Origin of the sequence: Halodesulfovibrio sp. MK-HDV (assembly GCF_009914765.1) — a bacterium.
Lineage (GTDB): Bacteria > Desulfobacterota > Desulfovibrionia > Desulfovibrionales > Desulfovibrionaceae > Halodesulfovibrio.
The window spans coordinates 82,661-100,687 of the sequence record NZ_WYDS01000004.1 but is presented as its reverse complement, the minus strand read 5'-3'; the positions used below and the strand labels follow the sequence as shown (position 1 = coordinate 100,687).

18 protein-coding genes are annotated in these 18,027 nt (G+C 45.1%); 5 read left to right on the top strand and 13 right to left on the bottom strand.

Annotated features, from left to right (window positions below; genetic code table 11):
• The first annotated feature begins 307 nt into the window (after nucleotides 1–307).
• Nucleotides 308–742: a heavy-metal-associated domain-containing protein gene (locus MKHDV_RS04350; protein ID WP_160712622.1), complete on the top strand. Its 435-nt coding sequence runs from the start codon at nucleotides 308–310 to the stop codon at nucleotides 740–742.
• Nucleotides 743–792: 50 nt separating this feature from the next.
• Here MKHDV_RS04350 and MKHDV_RS04345 read toward each other — a convergent pair whose 3' ends face one another.
• The 10 genes from MKHDV_RS04345 to MKHDV_RS04300 form a co-directional block, all read right to left on the bottom strand.
• Complete coding sequence (locus MKHDV_RS04345) at nucleotides 793–2,928, bottom strand: heavy metal translocating P-type ATPase (protein WP_160712620.1); 2,136 nt, start codon at nucleotides 2,926–2,928, stop codon at nucleotides 793–795.
• Nucleotides 2,929–3,007: 79 nt separating this feature from the next.
• Nucleotides 3,008–3,370 (bottom strand): hypothetical protein, encoded by a 363-nt coding sequence (locus MKHDV_RS04340; protein WP_160712618.1) that lies wholly within the window; start codon nucleotides 3,368–3,370, stop codon nucleotides 3,008–3,010.
• Complete coding sequence (locus MKHDV_RS04335; RefSeq protein ID WP_160712616.1) at nucleotides 3,370–3,576, bottom strand: hypothetical protein; 207 nt, start codon at nucleotides 3,574–3,576, stop codon at nucleotides 3,370–3,372. Before MKHDV_RS04335 ends, MKHDV_RS04340 begins: the two co-directional genes overlap by 1 nt.
• Nucleotides 3,577–3,706: 130 nt before the next feature.
• Nucleotides 3,707–3,976 carry a hypothetical protein gene (locus MKHDV_RS04330; protein WP_160712614.1) on the bottom strand — a complete coding sequence of 90 codons (270 nt, stop codon included), beginning with the start codon at nucleotides 3,974–3,976 and terminating at the stop codon, nucleotides 3,707–3,709.
• A 130-nt stretch (nucleotides 3,977–4,106) separates the two neighbouring features.
• Nucleotides 4,107–5,450 (bottom strand): HMA2 domain-containing protein, encoded by a 1,344-nt coding sequence (locus MKHDV_RS18880; protein WP_254060412.1) that lies wholly within the window; start codon nucleotides 5,448–5,450, stop codon nucleotides 4,107–4,109.
• Nucleotides 5,451–5,588: 138 nt separating this feature from the next.
• The gene (locus MKHDV_RS04320; RefSeq protein ID WP_160712612.1) at nucleotides 5,589–6,770 is read right to left on the bottom strand and encodes a PP2C family protein-serine/threonine phosphatase; all 1,182 of its coding nucleotides are present in this window, start codon (nucleotides 6,768–6,770) and stop codon (nucleotides 5,589–5,591) included.
• Nucleotides 6,771–6,818: 48 nt separating this feature from the next.
• A complete protein-coding gene (locus tag MKHDV_RS04315) occupies nucleotides 6,819–7,484 on the bottom strand; it encodes an HD-GYP domain-containing protein (protein ID WP_254060411.1) in 666 nt (221 codons plus the stop codon).
• Nucleotides 7,485–7,555: 71 nt separating this feature from the next.
• Nucleotides 7,556–7,939 (bottom strand): DUF1987 domain-containing protein, encoded by a 384-nt coding sequence (locus tag MKHDV_RS04310; RefSeq protein ID WP_160712608.1) that lies wholly within the window; start codon nucleotides 7,937–7,939, stop codon nucleotides 7,556–7,558.
• Nucleotides 7,940–7,948: 9 nt separating this feature from the next.
• Nucleotides 7,949–8,494, bottom strand: coding sequence for a SiaB family protein kinase (locus tag MKHDV_RS04305; RefSeq protein ID WP_160712850.1), 546 nt, complete (start codon nucleotides 8,492–8,494; stop codon nucleotides 7,949–7,951).
• Between the two features lie 67 nt (nucleotides 8,495–8,561).
• Nucleotides 8,562–9,677 (bottom strand): sensor domain-containing diguanylate cyclase, encoded by a 1,116-nt coding sequence (locus tag MKHDV_RS04300; protein ID WP_160712606.1) that lies wholly within the window; start codon nucleotides 9,675–9,677, stop codon nucleotides 8,562–8,564.
• Between the two features lie 226 nt (nucleotides 9,678–9,903).
• Between MKHDV_RS04300 and MKHDV_RS04295 the strand changes: the two genes are divergently transcribed.
• Together MKHDV_RS04295 and MKHDV_RS04290 are read left to right on the top strand one after the other, a co-directional pair.
• Nucleotides 9,904–10,287, top strand: coding sequence for a DUF4345 domain-containing protein (locus MKHDV_RS04295; protein WP_216846852.1), 384 nt, complete (start codon nucleotides 9,904–9,906; stop codon nucleotides 10,285–10,287).
• Between the two features lie 127 nt (nucleotides 10,288–10,414).
• The gene (locus MKHDV_RS04290) at nucleotides 10,415–10,684 is read left to right on the top strand and encodes a hypothetical protein (RefSeq protein ID WP_160712604.1); all 270 of its coding nucleotides are present in this window, start codon (nucleotides 10,415–10,417) and stop codon (nucleotides 10,682–10,684) included.
• A gap of 292 nt (nucleotides 10,685–10,976) precedes the next feature.
• Here MKHDV_RS04290 and MKHDV_RS04285 read toward each other — a convergent pair whose 3' ends face one another.
• From MKHDV_RS04285 to MKHDV_RS04275, 3 genes are all read right to left on the bottom strand, one after another.
• Nucleotides 10,977–12,611 (bottom strand): L-serine ammonia-lyase, iron-sulfur-dependent, subunit alpha, encoded by a 1,635-nt coding sequence (locus MKHDV_RS04285; protein ID WP_216846851.1) that lies wholly within the window; start codon nucleotides 12,609–12,611, stop codon nucleotides 10,977–10,979.
• Nucleotides 12,612–13,394: 783 nt separating this feature from the next.
• On the bottom strand, nucleotides 13,395–14,894 hold the full coding sequence (locus MKHDV_RS04280) for an ATP-binding cassette domain-containing protein (protein WP_160712602.1): 1,500 nt from the start codon (nucleotides 14,892–14,894) through the stop codon (nucleotides 13,395–13,397).
• 487 nt (nucleotides 14,895–15,381) lie between these two features.
• A complete protein-coding gene (locus MKHDV_RS04275) occupies nucleotides 15,382–15,585 on the bottom strand; it encodes a hypothetical protein (protein WP_160712600.1) in 204 nt (67 codons plus the stop codon).
• A 24-nt stretch (nucleotides 15,586–15,609) separates the two neighbouring features.
• Between MKHDV_RS04275 and MKHDV_RS04270 the strand changes: the two genes are divergently transcribed.
• On the top strand, nucleotides 15,610–16,284 hold the full coding sequence (locus MKHDV_RS04270; RefSeq protein ID WP_160712598.1) for a GntR family transcriptional regulator: 675 nt from the start codon (nucleotides 15,610–15,612) through the stop codon (nucleotides 16,282–16,284).
• A 3-nt stretch (nucleotides 16,285–16,287) separates the two neighbouring features.
• Nucleotides 16,288–17,916: an amidohydrolase gene (locus MKHDV_RS04265; protein ID WP_160712596.1), complete on the top strand. Its 1,629-nt coding sequence runs from the start codon at nucleotides 16,288–16,290 to the stop codon at nucleotides 17,914–17,916.
• Nucleotides 17,917–18,027: the final 111 nt, after the last annotated feature.

The window sequence follows — 18,027 nt, the reverse complement described above, 5'->3', positions numbered from 1 at the left end:
AGGACATTTGTTCCTGCCTTTTTCATGCCCTATGGACTTCGCCGACAGCCTATTGCAGAACGCCATACTCAAAATCAGCCTGCACCATATGCGCTCACCGTATCGATTTCCCTCACCGCATTGTGGACTTTTGCCAAGAACAACACGCAAACTGATTGCTGTAGTAACATACCGACAACAAAAAATATTTGTGTAGTCGTACACCTTCTCCAATACAGCATAAAAGACTTTCACAAGTGCGTTATTAAATATACTTTGAGACAAAATAATTCCGCGTAGTCTAGAGACAGCACAAGGAGGTACCATTATGAGCACAACAACAGAACACCATGCACGTTTTCGCTTTAGATGCGAGTCACTTAAACTTGAAGAACGGGCAAATGCCGTAAAAGATGCGTTGTCAAAAACCAAAGGCGTAGCAGAAGTTGCCGTAAACAAACGGGTAGGAAGCTTACTTGTACTTTTTGATCAAGGTAAAGTTCAAGCAGAGCAATTGTTCTCAACAATTGCCCGTTGTGTTGGTCTGAACCCTGAACAAGTAAGAAACAAGCTAACCAGCTTTAATCGCACAATTACAGGCAGAAAGGGAAGACGGGTTGTAAAAAGAGGAATGATGGCTGTCGGTATTACTGCACTGGCACTACTAACAGTCTCTGAAGATAAACACGCGATTGCTGGAGTTGTCTGGCTTTCTCTGATTGCAACACATATCTACCAAAACAAACGCACTCTATTTAATTAAAAAAAACATGCGGCATTAATGCCGCATGTTTTTTTTAAATTAAATGAAAGTTACGCGTGATCGCGTTCTGACAACATTGGTCTCATTGAGTGTACACATGTTAAAACCGTACCGGAGTTATGCAGCAACGCCATCAAGGCTGGCGTAATTACTCCAGAAACACCGAGTCCAATAAACAAAGTGTTACTTGCAACAATAAACATAAAGTTGCGCCTGATCCGCTGCATTGCACTTTTTGAGATATCTATAGCATCCGTCAAACTATCCAACCGTTCGCCTGTAAGCATAATATCACACGCTTCGCGGGCAATGTCCGCACCGTGCTTCATTGAAACACCTACATCAGCAGTGGTCAGTGCTGCGGAATCGTTAATACCGTCACCCACCATGGCTACAGTATACCCCTGAGCCTGAAGATTCTTGATTAACGCAGTCTTCTCATCCGGTAATGCTTGCGAATAGTATTCTTCTATTTGCAAATCCTTCGCAACCGAGGCAGCAGTTTCTTCTCCGTCACCTGTCAGCATAATAATGCGTTCCACATCTCTACGTTCAAGCTTTCGAATAAACTGATTCGCATCTTCCCTGACTGGATCTTTAATCGCAAAAACACCGGCAAGTTCTCCGCCACACGCAAAGTACAGTAAAGAAAGCCCTGCGCCGGAGCACTCAGCAATCACTTCATCTGCATTTTCAAACGAAATACCTTCATCTTCATGCACAAAATGCTTACTGCCCAAAACGGTACGATGACCGTCCAAGGAAGTCGCAATACCGTGCGCCAGAATGTACTCAACCTCTGCATGATCTTCAGAATGCACTAATCCTGCTTCGTCCGCCTTGCGCACAATGGCATCGGCAACCGGATGCGGGAAGTGCTCTTCCATGCATGCAGCCTGCTGCAATACAAACTCTTCAGTATAACCGTTAACAGCACAGACTTTCACAACTTCCGGACGCGCTTCTGTGAGGGTTCCTGTTTTATCCAGAACAATTGCATCCAGTTTGGACAAGTGTTCCAGATACTTTCCGCCCTTAATGACCGCCCCGTTATGTGCCGCTTCAAGCATTGCAGAACGCACCGCAAGCGGAGTCGCAAGCTTAATTGCACAAGAATAATCCGCAAGCAAAACAGCTGCAGCCTGCGTCATGTTGCGAGTCACAACAAAAACAAGTCCTGAAAGGATAAAGGAAAATGGCACAATTTTATCTGCCATTTTTACAGCCTGACTATGAATGTCTGCTTTACGATCATCAGATTCTGTCAGAATTTGAGCAATCTTTGCAAAGCGCGTCTCATTACCGACGGATTCGGCGTATACAATAATACGCCCTTCCTCCACGACGGTTCCTGCGTACACTTCACTATCCATGCTCTTTTCAACCGCAAGTGGTTCACCTGTCATTGATGCCTGATTCACAAGGGCTGTGCCCTCAGCAACAACACCATCAATAGGTATTCGTGCGCCTGAACGCACAACCACAAGATCACCCACGACAAGGTCATCTGGAGAAACGGAAACCGGCTCGTCATTGCGCATCACCCATACCGGTTTCTTATCACCGTTAAATAGTGCTGCAATGTCACTGCGGGATTTTTCTTTTGTCCACTCTTCAAGAGTTTCACTGATGTCGAGCAGCAGGTTAATTGTTCCTGCGGTATTAAAGTCACGCATGGCAAGAGCAGCGCCGACAGCGGCTGCATCCAGCACATTTACATCCAGCTTGCGCTGACGCAGTGACTGTAAACCTGCCCACATAAGTGGAGCCACTTTAAACGCAGTCCAATAAGGACGAAGTGTGGCAGGCATGAACATGCGTGCCATGTAATGATTCATAACTTTTTGGGAGATAATCCAGACAGGATTCTCCACATCGTTCCCAGCTTCGGAAACCTGTGTTTCTACAGGCACAAGGCTGCCTGATGCTCCCTCTGCTTCTGTAAGAATGTTGGACGACGCAAGTTTCTGCGCCATACCTTCAACTACATCCACAAGCAGGGTTGTAAGGTCAGCATTTCTTTCAAACGTCAACAAACCACGCTTTGTGCGAGGATTATATTCTACTGCTATGTGTGTCTTAATCTGATCGAGCGCAACTTCCGCCTGCTGCTGTAATAGCTGGACAGCAGCAGGAGATTGCGCCGAGAACCGGATACGCCCCGGAAAACTTCGTATAACCGTCATGTATTCTCCGCCACTAGTTGTGCGTATGCACCACAACTCACACAATATTCCGTGCGAATATAAAAATTACTGAGTCCTCTTATCGAAAGAATTGTCGTGGATCTTCCCCCTGCAGTTCCGACTCTTCGTCGAACTCTTCGTCCGTCTCAACATTCGGCTTTTTCTTTGACGCAGATTCAGACTGAGCGGTAGGTTCTTCTGGCTTATCTGCACCAGAAGCGGCTTCTTTTCCTTGCTCAGCCTTGTATTTGATCTCTGCCATGTAATCTTCGATATCTTCTTTAACGGTTTCCACACGGGCAAGAACGTTTTCTGTAAGCCCACAGCCACCATGAATCATACCGGAAACAAGCTGCTGCCCCTTACCGCTTTTGACCATTGCCAGCCCTGCGGCACCAAGCACTGCGCCTGCAAAAAAGTATGCTAATCTATTCACCGCCATTAGTTACCTCCTTCTTCTGCAACCGTTGACTCAGGAACAAGATCTCCTAAATCTTCCACTTGCTGCTCCATGAGCTCCTTTCCCTTATCAAGAGCTACATCTAGTAACTCATGAAGCTCGTCTCTGTTTTTCCACGCAAGATAGCCGACAGCCCCTAAAGCCGCGCCGGCCGCCACTAACAACAATTTTTCTGAAATGTCTTTCATGCTAAGCGCCTCCATATGGATAAAAAAAAGCCTTTGCGATAGATTGTATCGCAAAGACCTTATGACAAAAAGATCTCTACCTAGAAATATGTATTCATATAAAGGGACACCAACGACTACGAAGTATTGCCTAGTTATTGTATGACTGGTTATTGTACGCTTGATGCGACATATTATTCATGCACACCTTCATAACACCATGACATACAGCCTGCCCGACACCAAGGTTCAACTGGTTGCAAACCATCACACCACATAGTGATAACAACAGACCGTAGTCCCTGCTCCGTGAGCGTCTTTTAACATCACCAACAGAGCATGCGCAGGAGCTTTCTACAAACGACAATGTATCGCACTGCGCTGCAAACCGTTTTGCTCTTTCTTGAATATTTCTATCCATCAGTGTGTCCCTCCATGCATTTCATACTCTCGTTGTAGTGAAAACGATTATCATCGTCAACAACTTATTTACATATAAAAAAAGCCCCTGCTTTGCACACAAAGCAAGGACTTGTTATTACAGTAACTATTTAGCTTTCATATAAAAGAGCATACAATTTTTCCACAATACCACTCGCAACTTCATCTGAAGGTGCATTTATCAAATCCTCAAGCATCTGCGGTGGAATGCGGTTTGCGTCGTATTCAATAACAATTGATTTAGAAAAAATATTCAGGCTGGTCTTTTTTACTGCGTCCGGCATTTTCGGTGGTGATTTTACAAGCGCAAGTGCTTCCGGATCTGTGATAATTGATTTGTCGAATGCGATACGAATTCTGCCCGGAAGGTGATGTTTCACCGATAAATATTTCCGCAATTTTGCTACGGTAGTAAAATCCATAAATTCTCCATAAAACTGTATGCTGAATACCTTGCAGGCTACGGCTTTTGTTGCTTGCCCTGCTTTGGCTTTTTTAATTTTATTTTTTTTAGCACGAGAATCTTCTGCATCTATCAAATCTTCCGGATCTGTTTGACCTGCTAACTTTGTTTGCTCTGCCTCGTCTATTGGGTCTATTGGGTCTATTGGGCCTGTTTGGTCTTCCGGATCTATTTGATCTGTCTGATCTCTTTGGCCTGCCAGATTTGTTCGCTCAGCCAGATTGTTCTGGTCTGCCTGAGCTTTCTGATCTTTTTGACCTTTCTGGTTTAGCAGAGCCATGCCGTCTTCGTGCATGCCTTCGGCATCACCTTCTGATTCCATCACAACAGATTGCACAGTAGGTTCTACTTTCTCCGACACTTCATCTTGAACCATTTCAGGCTCAGAAACGACCTGCGCAGTTTGGGTTGTATCTGTTTTGGCGTCCGGAATGATCATGTCAGCAACAGCGTTTGAAATCGTATCCAAAATTGAACCGGAAGACGGTGTGCCTGACATATTTTTACGATCTTCGGACTGAGTTCTCTGCTGATTGTTACCAGCTTGTCCACCTTTGCCAGAAGAACCGCCTTGCCCTTTCTGCCCAGAACGACCACCCTGAGCACTTTGGCCGCCGCCTGTTTTAAACATGCTGCCAAAATCCAAGCTGCTTGCGCCCATGCCTCCGGCACCCATTCCGCCGCCACCGCCACGACCACCAGTCATGCCCATAAGCATCGTAGGCAACGCATTGCTCCCACGACTCAAACCCATAACTGCCATTGTCGCCAGTCCGGCACCGCCACCTTTACTCCCAGAAGCAAGGGTAGAAACAGCTGCAATACCACCAAACATCAATCCCTGTTTAATAGCCCCTGCAACAGCTTCTTTTTGTGTTGTGTCGCCGCGCCTGACACCTAACCATCCTTTAATGCCGCCAATGCCAGCTCCCACAAGAATGCCGACTCCGGCTGCTGCAATAGGAGATTTGGGAAGAATATTTTTAACCATGCAAAACACCTTGTCTTTTAAAAAAGTGTGTCAAATGTCATTACGCAGGTATGAGTCCCTACCATATACTATTTTTTGCCAACAAAACACAAAATCAAACATCGCAGCAGGTGAACCACACCGCTTTGCAAAATTAAATTACAACTCCGCTCCCAGAACGAGTAAATCGTCCCGCCTTTTTTCTGTTCCTTGATACCTAATAAAAAGTAATCGAAGTTGCTCTCGCTGTTCCTCAAAGCTGGCATAATCTTGCGCGATAAAATTGCGGAATAATTTTCGACCAAACGGCAACCGTCGCTCTTCTCCGATCTGGTCGATGAATCCGTCCGTGAGCATATAGATTCGTGTACCGGTTTCTATTTCAATTTCATGGTTCGTAAAAACGGCATCCGTTGGCGTATGCTCATTTCCCACACCTTTTCTATCGCCCTTGTAATCTTCGATACTGCCGTCAGGTCGACGTACAAACAGGTAGTTACGTGCCCCCGCAAAAAACATAGAATTTCGTTTGTTATCCACATACAACAGGGTGCAGTCCATTCCATCATCTGGACGCTCATTTTTTGTGTCCGAATGAAACGCTTTTTTAATAGCAACATTCATTGCCGAAAGGACGCCTGCAGGATTTTTTTCATATGCCTGAATATCTATTCCATCCAGCAGGGAATGAACAATCAGCGTCATAAAAGCACCGGGAACTCCGTGGCCGGTACAATCAATAACCGCCACAAAAAAACCGTTCGCAGTCTCTTTACGCCAGTATGCATCACCGCCAACACCGTCACGTTGTTCCCACAGCAAAAAGAAATCGCTGAACAGGTCAGTAAACCCGTCAGCTGGAGGTAAAAAAGCTTTTTGAATTACCTCTGCATAATCCAACGAGCTTCTATTTTGCCGTTGGGCTTCTTCCAACTTATTCGTTGTTGTTTGTAACTCGCACTGCCGACGACCAATCACATGCCCCATCCAGAACAAATTATGCCGTAACTTCTGTAATTCGTCCTGATTGGAAGGTTCGGGCGGACACTCTTCAAAGGGCGTAAAATTTCCGTTCTGCATTCCCACGCAAAGCCCGTTCAACTCCTGAATAGGACGCAGCGCAATCAAGTACGATAATACTCGCGAAAGAGGCCACGTAGCAATCAACCCCAAAATCGCCCATGCTCCGAGAGTATTGTATAATTCTATTCGACCAAGCTCTTCTCCTGTAACGAGAATACACAATGGTATTCCCACAATCAGCAGTAGTAACAGGCTGGTCATTTTTCCGCTGATCGTAGACCATGCGATGGTATCCACAATTTTTCTCAGCACAGTCATCTTCTCCCCCTCTCTGCTCATAAAACTACGTATAACTTGTCATCGATGTCACACAGCAACGCCGACGCCGCGAATGGATTGAATAAGGTCGTGCACACCGTCCTTAATCTCCACAAAGGCTGCGACAATCACAGGATCAAATTGCGTTCCTGCACATCGGATTATTTCTTCAACAGCATCTCCATATTCCATAGCGTCACGATACGGCCTGTTTTGCAGCATGGCAGAAAGGCTATCAGCCACGGCAATAATCCGCGCACCTAAAGGAATATCGAATCCACTAATGCCATCTGGATACCCTTTGCCATCAAAACGCTCATGGTGATGCAGGATGACTTTGACTATTTCGCCATTGCCCACCGCCCCCATGACTGGCGTAACAATCTCCGCACCCAATTGCGGGTGAAGTTTAATTTCCTGATACTCTTCATCCGTGAGAGCACTGTCTTTTTTTAAAATGGAATCAGGAATCCCTATCTTTCCGATATCGTGCAAGTGTCCTGCAATATGGAGCAACCGTGTTTCCATCGACGAAAGTTCCAGTTGTATTCCTATTGCCTGAGCAATAATTGCGACTTCCTCAGAATGGAGACAGGTGCAGTGATCTTTCGCATCAATGGCATTACCCAAAGATTCTGCAAACAAATGAAGCGAGCGGAGCACCTCGCTCTGCACCCGGTTATCTTCACGTTGAGCTAGAGCACCTATTGCCATGGGAACATCCATTATTGTCATATGTCACCGCACAAAGAGTGGCGTAAATGCAAAGACAAAAGACACCCCGCCTACTGATAGCTCACCAGATTAAAATGTATGTTTTGAACATCTTCCATAAATTCTTCACCGCATTCCAAAGCCAGTTCGTTATCCTCATGGTAGCGCCAATTAACAACAACATCCGTGTTTAACGACGCGGCATCATCGAGAAGATCAAACAAATCCATAAAAACTTTTGAACTGGAGCTATTAAAGTACAAAATATCTATTGAGAGCTCGAGCCTGACACTGCTGACATTACCCAAATATGTTTCAAGCCACTCAAACATGGGGCCATAAAATTTTGAACAATTTTCAGGGTACGATTCACCGGTAATCTCATGACAATGCGTCAAAGGATTAAACGCTATTCGTGGTGAGGACTTTGTCTCAACAACAATAAATTCTTCCATCAGAACGACCTATGCTGTTACCTTCATTGAAAAAAAAGATGTCTCGTCATCCAGCGGCTCTATGGCAAAATCAAGCGGCTTTCCGGACTTGCGAGCCATTTCAATCAAACCGAGTCCGGCGCCTTTTTCTGAACCGTTTTTCGCCTTTCGACGCTGCTCCTTATAGAGCACCTTTAGCTCATCAGGAGACATATACCGGACGTGCTCAATGCGCTTATACAAATCAGTGGCATCTTCGCTACGGATTCTATTACCACTTGAAATAAAGTATGAACCGTCACCATTCTGCCCGATAATTACCTGCCCTCGAGCTGCCTCTGCACCGAATTCGTCTTCCATCAACCGGTCAGTGGAATACCGAACAATGTTCTGCATCTGTTCGATAAGAATGGTGAACACTTTTTGCGTAACACCAATTCCCACAGCATCATGGCGCATCTTAGCCCGAACGGCATCGCCAATTCCTTCCACAACGCTCTGGGAAACCGGCCCATTAAAATAAAAAATGACACCTTCATCCCGCTCGAACTGCTGTCTCTGGTGTTCGAAATCCATCTGTTCCCTCTCAATGCCGCATGTGACCATTACGCCCTCTGCCATCTCGTTTATTTGTCATTTCCATCTACCCCACAGAATCCAAAGGGCAATATTCCACCCTGTCACGCCCTTTATGCTTTGCAGAATACATTGCGGTATCAGCACGTTTAAGAAGCAAGTCCAAACTCGTTGACGAATCTTGATACGCTGTTACGCCAATGCTCACCGTGACTTTTATAGGATGCTTCTGATCATACGCAAAAACTTGCTCACGCATGGCATTACGCACTCTGCGCGCTGCCTGCTGTGCTGCCTGAAGTCCTGTATCCGGCAGCATCACAACGAATTCTTCCCCCCCGAACCGTGCAATAACATCCACTTCTCGCAATGTTTCCCGCAGAGTATCAGCGACGCCCACGAGAACTTTGTCACCTACGTCATGCCCGAATCTGTCATTCACCCGTTTGAAGTAATCAACATCCACAAGAAGTATGGAGAGATCGTTATCGAATCGCTTACAACGAACAATTTCCTGTGTTGCAAGTTCTACAAAGTATCCTCGATTCCAGAGGCTGGTCAGGCAATCCGTACGGGCAAGTCTGCACATTTCGCGCATCATCCGTTTACGTTCTGTAATATCCGCAATAACGCCTACAACACCGGCAACCTGTTTCCCTTCAGCAGACTGGGACTCAATAACACCGGCATTAATTTCTGCCCAAACGGTATCGCCTTCTGCGCAACGCAGTTTTGCCTGCATCCCCTTCACCACCTGTTTGCTGTTCAACATTTCGTTGTACTGACCAAGCACATGATGATTATTAAAAGCAGTCCCAATTTCATCCGCACTGACTAAATATTCTTCTGCAGATTTATAACCCAGCATATTCGCAAGCGCCGTATTTACCTCAAGCAATGTCCCCTGTGCATCTGTACGGTAAATGCCCTCCGTCGCATTTTCAAAAATTCCCCGATACGTCTGCTCACGCAATTGCAATTCTTCATTTAATGAAGATAGTGCGTGTTGCATCCTGTCCCCCATCTTCAATAACCGCTTACTCTGACGTACTAATTTCTCGTACTCCATAAGCAAGTCCCGATAGCTTTGTTTTCCGTCTTCCTGTTGAAACACATCTCCCGACAATAACGAGCGTGCTTTACGGATAACTTTTGCCTCGCGGTTAAACACGTTTTCTTTCACAAACCGTCCCTACCTTTTTGTATCGCTTTTTTTGATATTGAAATCCATTATCATAGTCAAGATGTTAATCTGCCCTCGTTATTAGATTACTTTATATAAATGCGGGAGAAGCCACAGCCTGCCAAAATAGGAGGAGCACAGAGACACATGTCATCTGCCTACCGCTCATTGCGGCAGTAACAGACGATTAACAAAATAACTCAAATCCGTTTGTCAGGGGGTTGAAATGACCGAGATGACTCCTGCTGAGATGCTCTTACTTATAAGTTCAATAGGCCTGCTCCCTATTGCACTTTGCTATGGGCTCTATCCGAAAACGACGTTGAAAAAACTCTACAACGTTGAAGTTCGTACAATAAATATGGCTAATATTTTCCGTGCAATAATGGGTCTGTATCTTGCCAACATTGCGTATTGGATGCTTGCTTTTTGGGGTTTTATAGGCACAAGGGCAGCACTTGGATCACTCACGGTATTTATGCTCGGACTAGCATTTGGCCGCACCGTCAGCTGGTGTGTCGATGGCAAAGCAAACATGCTGCTGGTGATTTATCTTGCTCTCGAAGTATTTCTCGGTTGCACAGGATTATTCCTTGCGCTGACAATGTAACGCCAAAGTTATTGCGCATAACCGACACGGCTTGATCAAATAAAAAAGACAACTTCTTCAGACAAAGTACAGTCACATTTTCCCGCTCTGTCGTTGTCAAAACAGAACACTTTTTTAAGGAAAAAAAATGCAACATACATCTAAGAAAACTAGTGAAAAGATGAAACGAAAGTATGATGATGAGCATGAACATAAACACAACAAAGATCATATGGAATATCGGGAACATGAAAAGAGCCATCCCCAGACCGAACACGGCGGATCATCTGAAGGCCACAAACATCCTGCACCGCACTCAGGGCACTCTCATTCTGATGACAAACACCACCATGTAAAAAAACATGACCACAAAGAACACACCAGAGAACATCATAAGCCAAAAAAAGAAGAAAATTAGTCGGTCGATATACAGCAAAAGACTCCCCTCATTATAGAATCACTATAGCGAGGGGAGTTGTTTTTTACTCAGAATATTTTGTTCTGCTAGTCTGGGAATAGGAACTGAATCTGTATTTTTTGAACACATAAAAAGCTCTCACCTTTACAGGCAAGAGCTTTTATATCTTCAAAACAAACCTTGAAAAGTGACCAATCGGAATATTCCGAACCTCACGATAAGGAGCGATCAGTCAGTCAGATGTTCATTTCTGCCACAGTATTTTACTGTTTTCTAAATAAGTAACGGCTTGCTATGAGGCAAAACGAATTCTATCGACTTCTTCTTTAATTTTGACGCCAGAAGGAGTGGTGCATAATCCACCTTTTCCTGTGCATCGTAGCGTATCCGGAAGAGCGTTCCCCACTTCCCACATAGCGCAAATTACGTCATCAAGCGGCAAATTGCCCTTAAAGCCAAACATGGCTAAATTTGCGGAAGAAACAGCGTTACTTACCGCCCCGACATTACGCCCAATGCAAGGAACTTCTACCTGCTCTGCCACGGGGTCACACGTAAGCCCTAAAGAGTTCTGCATAGCAAGTGCCGCTGCATCACAAGCAGCCAGTGCTGATCCACCAGCCATTTCCACCAAAGCAGCTGCTGCCATACTGGCTGCAGAGCCACACTCCGCCTGACAACCACAAACTTCAGTGGCAAATGTCGATTGCTCACTAATAAATACGCCGATAAGACCAGCAGATAACATAGCCTTTGCTGCAACTTCCATTCGTAAATCTTCAGGCACACCGAGTTCATCAAGTGTACTAAAAACAGCCGCTGGTAATACTCCGCAGGAACCGGCTGTTGGAGCAGCTACAACGCAGCCCATTGCTGAATTTAATTCCATCACAGCAACAGCCATCACCGTTCCTTTATTCAGCATTCCGGTCGGAATAAATTTGCCCTTCTCAGCAGCACTGCACAGCTTACCGGCAGTCGGTGTAAGAAAACCTCTCATTGAGAAATTACCGGTCATGCCCGTTGTAATGGCCGCTTCCATTACCACAGCAATATCTTTCATCATATTCAGAACAGTTTCCTCATCAACATTACCACGCGCTGCCTCATAGACCGCAGCTGCTTTCCATAACGGTGCATCATCATGTTCCGCGCACCATTCGAGCAATTTTTCTGCACGAGTAAATGGAACTTCGCACTTGGCAGAAGCAAGCACCGGCATAACTGGCGCAACTTCCCGAATCTCAGCTTTGCCGCAAAGCGCTTTTACACTACTGAGCAACTCAGAAGACAGCGTCTGACGAGTATGAATAACAATCACCCCTCGCCATGCGTCGTCTTTTTTATTGTTGTCACTCACAGTACTTCCGTGAACAACAACGCCGGATTTTCCAAGCAGTCCTTCTACCTTGCTACAAAGTTGTTCCATAGAGGTTGTTACTTGCTCTGGAAGAAGAATAACAAGTTCATGATAGTCGCCAGCCATATAGATCGGGCAACCATTAATTTCATTCAACTCTATCCGCCCGCCGCCGGTGGACAATGCTTTCACAAAAACAAAGCCGCCATGCTCATCAACGATGTCCAAGAGCACAACGTTTGGATGATCAGCTTTAAAATCTTTTATTACGAAAGTCAGATCTACTCCTGAAGCTTCTATGAGCGAAAGAGCGTCAGACAACCTCGGGTCTGGTGGGAACATACCCATTAACCCTGCTGCTAATCCCTGATCTGATTTCTGCCCTCTGTATGTTGTGGCAAAAGAACCATTGGTTTCAAATGTCACTTGGACGCGTAATAACTTACCGCCTGCTAATTGACCTGCAAGATTTCCAATACGTGATGGAGCTGCTGTATGAGAACTGGAGGGACCGGTCATTACTGGCCCTATGACTTCGTTGAAGATACTTGATGGAAGTTTTGTCATACTGGTTCCTTATGTTGCTTTGTCATACCTATATTCAATTCCAAGAAACAATTTTGATAGATACAGTGCAATGTATGGATAGTATGTTGTAACGATGAGTCTTAAAAACCGCACAAAACAATAAAATACAACGTTGGCAACAGAGAACCCTCCACCTGTGTTTACCGACACAAATACCGATATACAGTAAGGGTACTGTCAACGAAGTACTATTGCTCTCATCAAGATTCACAGCGAGAATAGCAGGAAATTGCACTGAAAAAATACCGGATTCTATAATACTTGCTAGTTGCAAGAGGTAGCAGCAATAAATCCGACTTGCTCCCCAGTAACACAACAATAACAGCATTGAATACATGAATAATTATAAGTAGAGAAATCGTTTCTTATAAAACGAAATACAATATCGCCAAACTGCTCCAAAGACTCAGGGAGCAGATAACTACAAGACTTAGGGCAGTTTGCCCCTTCTGTATAGATAATTAGATATATACTGCGTTATAAAAATCAGATGGGAAAATTCAGATGCAATGAATATCGTTTCCAAGAAATATATACTCAATTGCGCAGGGAAGGATGGCATGTGAATCATGAGAAAATTCACAGAATATGTTGCTAAAAAAGATGTGACATACGTTCCAAGCTTTCGTGGTGACATGTTTTTTTGTAACTCAACGAAAGGTTAGCTCAGAACTCTTTTTATTGATCAGAAGTAATCAGTATTTATTGTGGAGGTTGTAACAGACAACCTCCACAATAAACAAAAATTTATCCGTATGCTTTTCACTCCGGCAATACTGTAACAATACCGTCCTCAATAGTTGCCGTGTTCGTCGCCCAATTTTGTGATTCTTCAGGATGGTGTGTTGCAAGGAACATAGTGAGTCCTTCATCGGCAAGCCCACTGAGAATGACGCGCATATCGTGACGAGACGGCGCGTCCAGTCCGCTGAAAGGTTCGTCTAGAATAAGCAGGCTAGGACTATTTACAAGAGCACGGGCAATGAGAGCCTTACGGAGTTGACCGTAGGAAAGTGTGTTTGCATTACGCTCGGCAAGGTTAGAAATCCCCAGAGCAGTGAGGGTATCATGAGCGGCCTGCTCCATTGTCGGAGTTGGATAGTTATGCAATCCGATATGCTGCCAGAATCCGGAAAGAACCATATCAAAAACGCGTAACTCCATCCGATGCAAGGTCTGCAAACGAGGAGATACCAAGCCCATGCGTTTTCTGATGCTCCAAAAATCCTTATATTCGCCATCAGTCGGAATGCGCCCCTGTCCAAACCAACGCACCTCACCACCATAGGCAGCAGGCAGCTCTCCTGCAATCATACGTAACAGCGTAGACTTGCCTGCACCGTTAGGACCTGTGAGCATCCAACGTTCACCGGCTTTAACAACCAAGTTGGCATTGCTAACAATTCCAGCTGTAGCATTGGTAAGGGATAACACAGGAGTGGAAGGAGAAACTGGCTTAGGAGCAGGCAATAACGAAAGATTCATGACTGCCGTCTGGGGAATATCTTCCGGAGTTGCCACTGAATGACCAGATAATTCAGAATTCTTATCTAGAACTCCCTGTGCCCCTGTCTGACTTTTTGAAGAAAACTCATTACTGCTTGAAGTACCCACAGTTCGAGCTCCCGCATGAACAATACGCCCGCTTTCTAGCATGAGAATACGGTTAATGCAGGCCGGAAGCTCTGTTGCGCGATGCGTAGCACAAATAACCTGCACTCCCGATTCTGCCATTCGATCGATAAGAGCCACTATTTCCAATCGGGACTGGCGATCAAGTCCATCAGCATATTCATCTAAAAAAAGTATACGTGGATTGCAGGCCATAGCACGAGTGAGAAAAAGTCGCTTAATCTGACCACTGGAACATTCCGGCAGGGGCTTATCCAAAAACTCAACAACACCCATACGCTCTGCAAGGGCATGAACCTTATCCCATTCCTCCTGCGTAGGCGGGGTATACACCAGAGGCGTATTATGCAGACCGGTCATAAGCAAAGTCTTGCCATCAAGAACACGCTCTAAACGAAGGTAATGATCTATGAGTTCGGCAGAAATTGTGGTTGTGTATTCTCTAAAACCTATAGGCGACAAGGATGGTTTGCCGTCTTTATCGAAATAATGACGCTGTCCCATAGTCTGAGTTGGCCAAATATCGCCACGCACAAGAGAAAGAAACGTGCTTTTGCCCGCTCCATTGCCACCAATGACTGCCCAATTATCCTCAGATTTCAGTTCCCAGGAAACATTCGAGAGAGCCATTGTCTCCCCTCTTCGAACACTTACATTGTCGAGCCGAAGAATCGGTATATATAAAGATTGGTGATCCATTTTTTCATCCAAATATTTTTCAGGTCGTAACTTTATCGCACAGTGATCGCGAATGGCAATCCATATACTATTTCGGGAGTCAAACACGAAGGGAAAAATACACACCAGTTCCCCCCGCTAACCATACTTACCTCAATACAAAGCCTGATTTAGCTACAACTATTTGCCGATTATTACCACATTCATAGTTGCCCAAGTTTATTCATTCCAGCTTCTTCTTAAAAGCACTGAATCTAGGTAACGAAAAGTTCATCTCAAAACAACAATACCCAATTCTGTACCGTTTTCATCAAACGCAAAAAAATATCCATTCCAAAAAAAAGTTAACATGCTGTTTTAAAATAGTATTTACACAAAAAACTTCCTCCACCTCTTCCTTTCCTATCAGGCCCACGTGCTTTTTCACTTTACACGGCACTCACTTTAGAACATCATCTGATGCATCAGTTGATGTTGAAACATTTTTTTCATCAACTTTTGCTGCTCGCTCAGCACCAATAAAAAGTTTTGTTGTTATTTTTTTGAAGAAAGAGGGAGTGAGACACTTCACAAAAGGGAAGACGAGAGGTAACTGCTGCGCCAGACCTGATGCATCACTACAAACATCAGTTTCTACGTTCATATCGAATAAACCGTAGGAGGCGCTATGTCCAAAGACAAGCAAAACGATACCTCGACTCTTTCCGCAAGAGATCGAGTTTACCAATATCTGATGAAAGAAATGCACCGTGGAACCTTACTTCCCGGCAGCAGTATCGACTTAAAACGTATTAAAGACACCCTCACCGTCAGCAGTACACCACTGCGTGACGCACTCATAAAACTTGAGTCAGAAGGGTTTGTCACAATTCATCCACGCAGCCGAGTAACTGTTAACACTTTGGAAATTAAAGATTTTCCATTCTTATACAACGTTATCGGTGGCATAGAGTGCACACTTATTATTGAAGGGTTGAACTCGTATACACCGGATGTGATTGCACAAATGCGTGAGTTAAACGCAAAAATGAAACAGGCCATAACTGACTATAAGATGTCTTTATATGACGAATATCATTACGCGTTTCATGATATTTTCCTTCAACAGTGCGACAATCTCTTTGCACGAAGAATCCTTACTCCAATCAAGCACCGCCTCTGGGATTTCCCTAGACGCAACTTTCTTCACGAATGGTACTTGAAGGCTTTTGATGAACACGAAGCAATCATCCGTGCCATCGAAGCCAAAGATGTATCCCAGATCAGCCACGCGCTGAAAGATATTCACTGGGGATACGAACTTTGTAAAAACTCAATCAAAGTTGAGTACAATCTGGAGTAATGAATGTTCAAAAGCACTATTTTTACCAACGCCAACATTGAAACCGGTAAAAACGAAGAGTGTCCACACGACAGCCTCCTTGTCACCGAAAACATCATCGTAAAGCTGGGGACTCTTGAAGAGTGCAAAGCTCTTGCTGAAAAGAAAGTAACGATTATCGACTGTGAAAATAAAAGCCTGACACCAGGCTTTATTGACGCACACAACCACGTAACGTTGCTTGGCGCATCCTTACGCGCTTCTAAATTCCACTACCCAGCAGTGTCCTGCATTAACGATGTGGTTGACGTTGTTAAAAAAGCTTCTGAACAGAAAGAAAAAGGCGAATGGATTCGTGGTTGGGGTCTTGATTATGGGAAATTCCCTAATGCGACCCCGCCAACCCGCTTTGATCTAGATAAAGTTTCTCCAGATCATCCAGTTGCTATTGTTCACTACACAGGCCACTACGTGCTTGTTAACTCCAAAGCATTGGAAATTGCAGGTATTGATGATTCTATTGAAGATCCAAAAGGTGGCCGTTTCATCCGTGATGAACAAGGACGTCTGACCGGCCTTGCACAGGACGCTGCCCAGCAGATGGTTGTTCCAACTTCCGTGAAAGTAAAACATCACGGTCCGGATATTGGCTACGACACCCCGACCGAAGAACTTGTTGGTGACATTCAGTGCGCATCCGACGCACTGCGAGCTGTAGGTGTCACGACAGTGGTTGACCCACAAGTCACTACCCGTGAAATGGTTGGCCTCGTTCGTGCTCAGCACGAAGGCGGACTCGGTGTTCGTACCGTCTGCATGTACCTTTCCAACCACTTGGAAGCACTCATTGAAACCGGAATCCATGAACCTTTCGGTAATGATTTTCTCGCGATCGGCCCTGTTAAGTACTACTGCGATGGCGCAATTGTAGGTGGTACCGCAGCATTTACTGAGCCTCTTAACAACCGTCCTGACGGCTTTACCGGTGCACTTTACTGGGAAAAAGATGAAGATCTCGCTAAATCCTTGAACACAACCCACACCACCGGTTTCCAGTTCGGCATCCACACTCAGGGCGACCGTGCACACGACATTATGCTCGACAGTGTGGAAGCAATTCTGAAAAAACACCCACGAGTTGACCACCGTCACCGCATTGAGCACAGTGGCTATCCACGTCCTGATCAGGTGACACGTATAGCCGAATACGGCATGGTACCTATCACCCAGCCGGGTCAGCTCCGTGAAGCAGGTCTCAATCTTGTAGACAACTACGGCGAAGACCGTGCATCCCGCATCTATCCTCTCCGCGAATTCCTCGACAACGGTATTGAAGCTGTTATCAGCTCCGATGCTTTCGTACAGTCTTTCAATCCGCTCAGCACCTGTCGTGGTGCTGTAGAACGTATCTCCGACGATGGTCGTGACATGGGTAAAGCACAGCGCATTACCATGAAAGAAGCGATCATGTGCCACACCTACTTCGCTGCTAAATCTTTCTTCTGGGAAGACCGTATCGGTTCCCTTGAAGAAGGAAAACGCGCTGATATCATTCTGTTCGACAGAGATATCTTACATGAAGATCCTGCAAAGCTCCTCGACGTAAAAGTTGAAATAACCATGTTAGATGGTCAGGTAGTTTACACCGCCTAATTTTTCGCTACTACGTTCTGACCCAGTATAGCTGTATATATTTTACAGCTATACTGCTCTCTTTCGACACCTTCGCTGCGGCAGTCAACAGCGTTGGTGTTTAGTGTACAA

Coding starts and splice junctions, on each gene's coding strand:
- MKHDV_RS04305 (WP_160712850.1), bottom strand. CDS start 8,494: ATGGATTTCGAACACCAGAGACAGCAGTTCGAGCGGGATGAAGGTGTC.
- MKHDV_RS18880 (WP_254060412.1), bottom strand. CDS start 5,450: ATGGTTAAAAATATTCTTCCCAAATCTCCTATTGCAGCAGCCGGAGTC.
- MKHDV_RS04265 (WP_160712596.1), top strand. CDS start 16,288: ATGTTCAAAAGCACTATTTTTACCAACGCCAACATTGAAACCGGTAAA.
- MKHDV_RS04340 (WP_160712618.1), bottom strand. CDS start 3,370: ATGGCGGTGAATAGATTAGCATACTTTTTTGCAGGCGCAGTGCTTGGT.
- MKHDV_RS04275 (WP_160712600.1), bottom strand. CDS start 15,585: ATGAACGTAGAAACTGATGTTTGTAGTGATGCATCAGGTCTGGCGCAG.
- MKHDV_RS04335 (WP_160712616.1), bottom strand. CDS start 3,576: ATGAAAGACATTTCAGAAAAATTGTTGTTAGTGGCGGCCGGCGCGGCT.
- MKHDV_RS04345 (WP_160712620.1), bottom strand. CDS start 2,928: ATGACGGTTATACGAAGTTTTCCGGGGCGTATCCGGTTCTCGGCGCAA.
- MKHDV_RS04280 (WP_160712602.1), bottom strand. CDS start 14,894: ATGGCTCTCTCGAATGTTTCCTGGGAACTGAAATCTGAGGATAATTGG.
- MKHDV_RS04295 (WP_216846852.1), top strand. CDS start 9,904: ATGACCGAGATGACTCCTGCTGAGATGCTCTTACTTATAAGTTCAATA.
- MKHDV_RS04270 (WP_160712598.1), top strand. CDS start 15,610: ATGTCCAAAGACAAGCAAAACGATACCTCGACTCTTTCCGCAAGAGAT.
- MKHDV_RS04315 (WP_254060411.1), bottom strand. CDS start 7,484: ATGGCAATAGGTGCTCTAGCTCAACGTGAAGATAACCGGGTGCAGAGC.
- MKHDV_RS04285 (WP_216846851.1), bottom strand. CDS start 12,611: ATGACAAAACTTCCATCAAGTATCTTCAACGAAGTCATAGGGCCAGTA.
- MKHDV_RS04290 (WP_160712604.1), top strand. CDS start 10,415: ATGCAACATACATCTAAGAAAACTAGTGAAAAGATGAAACGAAAGTAT.
- MKHDV_RS04350 (WP_160712622.1), top strand. CDS start 308: ATGAGCACAACAACAGAACACCATGCACGTTTTCGCTTTAGATGCGAG.
- MKHDV_RS04320 (WP_160712612.1), bottom strand. CDS start 6,770: ATGACTGTGCTGAGAAAAATTGTGGATACCATCGCATGGTCTACGATC.
- MKHDV_RS04330 (WP_160712614.1), bottom strand. CDS start 3,976: ATGGATAGAAATATTCAAGAAAGAGCAAAACGGTTTGCAGCGCAGTGC.
- MKHDV_RS04310 (WP_160712608.1), bottom strand. CDS start 7,939: ATGGAAGAATTTATTGTTGTTGAGACAAAGTCCTCACCACGAATAGCG.